General features: G+C 35.2%; 5 protein-coding genes and 1 pseudogene. 1 reads left to right on the top strand and 5 read right to left on the bottom strand.

Annotated elements, in window-relative coordinates; translation table 11 throughout:
• Positions 1-160 precede the first annotated feature (160 nt).
• Together AC1DSL_RS16535 and AC1DSL_RS16530 are read right to left on the bottom strand one after the other, a co-directional pair.
• Complete coding sequence (locus tag AC1DSL_RS16535; protein WP_477533036.1) at positions 161-514, bottom strand: ArsR/SmtB family transcription factor; 354 nt, start codon at positions 512-514, stop codon at positions 161-163.
• Positions 515-934, bottom strand: coding sequence for an SRPBCC family protein (locus AC1DSL_RS16530; protein ID WP_477533035.1), 420 nt, complete (start codon positions 932-934; stop codon positions 515-517).
• Positions 935-1,317: 383 nt separating this feature from the next.
• On the opposite strand from AC1DSL_RS16530, the gene AC1DSL_RS16525 reads away from it, so the two are divergent.
• Positions 1,318-2,136 carry a protein-glutamine gamma-glutamyltransferase gene (locus AC1DSL_RS16525; RefSeq protein ID WP_477533034.1) on the top strand — a complete coding sequence of 273 codons (819 nt, stop codon included), beginning with the start codon at positions 1,318-1,320 and terminating at the stop codon, positions 2,134-2,136.
• 56 nt (positions 2,137-2,192) lie between these two features.
• Here AC1DSL_RS16525 and AC1DSL_RS16520 read toward each other — a convergent pair.
• The 3 genes and pseudogenes from AC1DSL_RS16520 to AC1DSL_RS16510 form a co-directional block, all read right to left on the bottom strand.
• Positions 2,193-2,475: pseudogene (locus AC1DSL_RS16520) on the bottom strand (antibiotic biosynthesis monooxygenase family protein).
• Between the two features lie 207 nt (positions 2,476-2,682).
• Positions 2,683-2,856 carry a hypothetical protein gene (locus AC1DSL_RS16515; protein WP_477533033.1) on the bottom strand — a complete coding sequence of 58 codons (174 nt, stop codon included), beginning with the start codon at positions 2,854-2,856 and terminating at the stop codon, positions 2,683-2,685.
• A 252-nt stretch (positions 2,857-3,108) separates the two neighbouring features.
• The gene (locus AC1DSL_RS16510) at positions 3,109-3,300 is read right to left on the bottom strand and encodes a hypothetical protein (RefSeq protein WP_477533032.1); all 192 of its coding nucleotides are present in this window, start codon (positions 3,298-3,300) and stop codon (positions 3,109-3,111) included.
• Positions 3,301-3,333: the final 33 nt, after the last annotated feature.

The raw sequence follows: 3,333 nt of genomic DNA, 5'->3' as shown, positions 1-3,333 counted from the left end.
GTACGTAAACCTTCGATTCACTTACGGAAAGAGTATTATCAGAAGTACCTTTTAAATATAAAGGAGCAACGTCTTATAACGTTGCCCTACTTTGACTAAATCAGCCGTTAGTTGAACAACAAAAAAAACCGACATTTTATTGTCGGTTTCTGAATTAACCTTATTTACTATCTGTTTTTACTACTTTAAAACCATTTACACCTTCATTTTCAACCACATGTTTAAGAATTGACAATTTGTTATTCCAAAACTGTTCATAATAAGAAAGCCATAGTTTTAATTCTGCTAAGGGTTCTGGTTGCAACTGATAAATTTTTTCCCTACCAACTTTTTTTCCGCTTACTAAATTTGCTTCTGAAAGGATAAGTAGATGTTTTACAACGGCTGTCCGACTAATTGGAAAATGAGATGTTATTTCTGAGATTGGTAATTCCTTGTTAGCAAGTAATCGAAGTACCTCTCTTCTAGTTGGATCAGCAATAGCTTGAAATACATCATGCTTTGCTGCTGTCATTTATCCTTCAACAACCTTTCGAAGTCGTTCATTTACAATTCCGACCCAGCCATTGTCCATTCTGTCACGAATAATAGAATTTTTCTCGTTCGCTTTTGGAAGAACAGTATCAGGGGATTTCCAACCACTGTGTATAAGTGTAAACTCCGTCTTCTCATCCAGCTCTTTTAAAAGAAACGTAACCACCCAACCTTCTGTATCCCATGAAAAAGAAACTTTGGTTGGTTCATCAATTTCTAATACTTTGCAAGGAGATGGACCGAATGGGGATTGTATATGAAATTCATGTCCTACTTTAGGTTCAAAATCATTTTGCATAAACCAAATTGCAATACCCTCCGAAGTAGAAACCGTTTCCCACACTTTTTGTATAGGTGCTTCAAAAGTAACAATCTGCTTAATATCTTGTATTGTTTCCAAAATTATATTCTCCTTTATTATTAAATAAAACCTTTTGGTTATATATTAGATAATATAACACCTTTTGGTTCTATGTCAAAGAGGATTTCTCATATTTATTCTTCTTTTCAATAATTTTTATTCAACTAACCTGCCCCGTTAGTTTAAGTGTAACATTTCAAAATAGATTGCCGAAATTTACTTGATGTTTTGGACGTAAAAATAGACCATCGAAATGATGGTCTTGTTTAACTAAAGCACCCGTTAGTTGAATAAGCAGTAAATCAATTTAGTTGTTCCACCAGTTCGGATATGAACGTTGGTGATAACTACACATTAAAACGATTCTTGAATATGCTAGGTAAGAATGTAATTTATTACTCGAACTTGGAAAGAGGTATATTATGATTCAACTATCGGGGATGCCCTTTCAACAAAGTGACATGTGGTCGTCTGGTAGTATTGAAAGTATGATCATTCAACGGATGATTGAAGATACAGTCGTTTACTCATATCAATCCATAGGTGAATTATTGTTTGAGCTTAAGTTACGAAAAAATATCATATTAAGTGCAAGAGCCATGAATCAAAGCAATGTGCGGTTTGAAATACTTGAAAATTCCCGTGGTAATCCTCAATACTGGCAATTGACGAGTACCGGCGGATTCCTGCTGCGGCATGGAGTAAAACCATCAGACGCGATTCAAGATATCTACATGAACAGTTCACAATATGCTTTTGAATGTGCTACGGCAATGGTCATTATCTATTACCATGCGGTCCTAAACACTATGGGAGAATCCTTATTTAATCAATTATTTCAAAACATCTATTTATACAGCTGGCAAAATGATTCTGAACTCCAAATAAAACCGTATTATACAGGCCATTTTTTGCCTGGAGATGTCATATATTTTGAAAATCCGGACTTCGACCCGAGAACCCCTCACTGGAGAGGGGAGAATGCCGTTGTTTTAGGAGATGGTACGAATTTTGGTCATGGGTTAGGAATAATGACAGCTGAACAAATGATTCATGCTCTGAATCAAACCAGAATGCCAGGGGCAAATCAATCAGCCTATCTGACAAATGTAGTTGCAAGACCATCTTTTAAACATTTGGCGAAACTTTCGATGTCGCAACCAGGTTATTTGATTCATAATTACCAACATATCGTCCATCATAACGAAAGTTCGATTCCAATTGATCGATACATGTTCTAATCGTAATCGCATCGTTCCCTGAGCCATACTGTGAATAAAAAACACAATAACAATTGTCACATTTCAAAAAAGTTATGTCTCACTACTTTACAAACTTTGAGAAAAAAGTTTTTATACCACTCTGGTTTCCCTTTATTTTGTGTTACTTTATGCGCTGAATTTCCCATCCAMTCTTTTTGGATTGTAAAGAACCCCAATACGGAACTGTAATTCCTAATCGTTCGTCCTGTGTACTTTCGAGACCTAAGAATCCCTTCTGCAGAGAAGCTAATTCCACCATTTTATCCGCCATTTCCCGTAACTCCTGCCTACTTCCGGTCTATGTGAAGAAAAAATCACTGCTTAATAAGGTGGTTCATGAGTTATTGCTATTCCACTCATATGTAAGTCCCACTAAAAAATCACTTTTGAAACAATATTAGAAATTTAAACATAATTTCAGCTCTCCTTGTTCAACTAACCTGCCCCGTTAGTTGAATAAGAAATGGACTTACTCCTTATTGAAGTAAAGCACGCGTTAGTTAACAGGCATGTTAGGATATTTGTTTACTTCACACAAGAAAAAGCCAATACAACTGGAATTCGCTGTCTTCTTACAAATTCTTCTTCGCTACTGAAATGTTCACGTTTTRGTGTACCTTCACGTAAATCTAGTACTGTAAAGCCAACTTGTCTAAGTGCTATAAAATAATTTTCAATTGTACGATGATACTTAACCACTATTTGATCAATCCAAGGCTCTTTTCTTTCACCCTCATGGAAATAGTCATCAACAATCCAATTACCGCGTTTGTCCCCAGATTGCTTACTAACAAATGATGAAGTTGTTAGTGGATGCTGGATACTAAAAGCAAATCTTCCGTTTCCTTTAAGTGTTTTATGAGCATCTTGAAACAGGCGGTTAATGTCTGTAACACACCTGCTTCGTTAGTTCAATAAGGAAAATGGCTGCTTGAGCATCTTGTCAAAAATTTACTCATCTTCTTTTTGATGATCAGGTACAGATAATGCAATCAAAATAATTAGTCCAATTAATAACTGAAAACTAGGGAGACCAAATAGATACCCTTTGTTGTAACTATCAATAATTCTCATTGCCTGAAAAGAAATAAAAATTATCATAAGTATTATTAACGCAATTCGATACTTAAATTTAATACTCATTTCTTAACTCCCTTTCTAAATACTGTTCAAAAC

This window comes from Paenisporosarcina sp. P4_D4 (assembly GCF_056401835.1).
This window is presented reverse-complemented; position numbering and strand designations above follow the sequence as displayed.

What these genes read in the sequence shown, in the direction of transcription:
- AC1DSL_RS16535 (WP_477533036.1), bottom strand. Translation starts at nt 514, where the DNA reads ATGACAGCAGCAAAGCATGATGTATTTCAAGCTATTGCTGATCCAACT.
- AC1DSL_RS16525 (WP_477533034.1), top strand. Translation starts at nt 1,318, where the DNA reads ATGATTCAACTATCGGGGATGCCCTTTCAACAAAGTGACATGTGGTCG.
- AC1DSL_RS16510 (WP_477533032.1), bottom strand. Translation starts at nt 3,300, where the DNA reads ATGAGTATTAAATTTAAGTATCGAATTGCGTTAATAATACTTATGATA.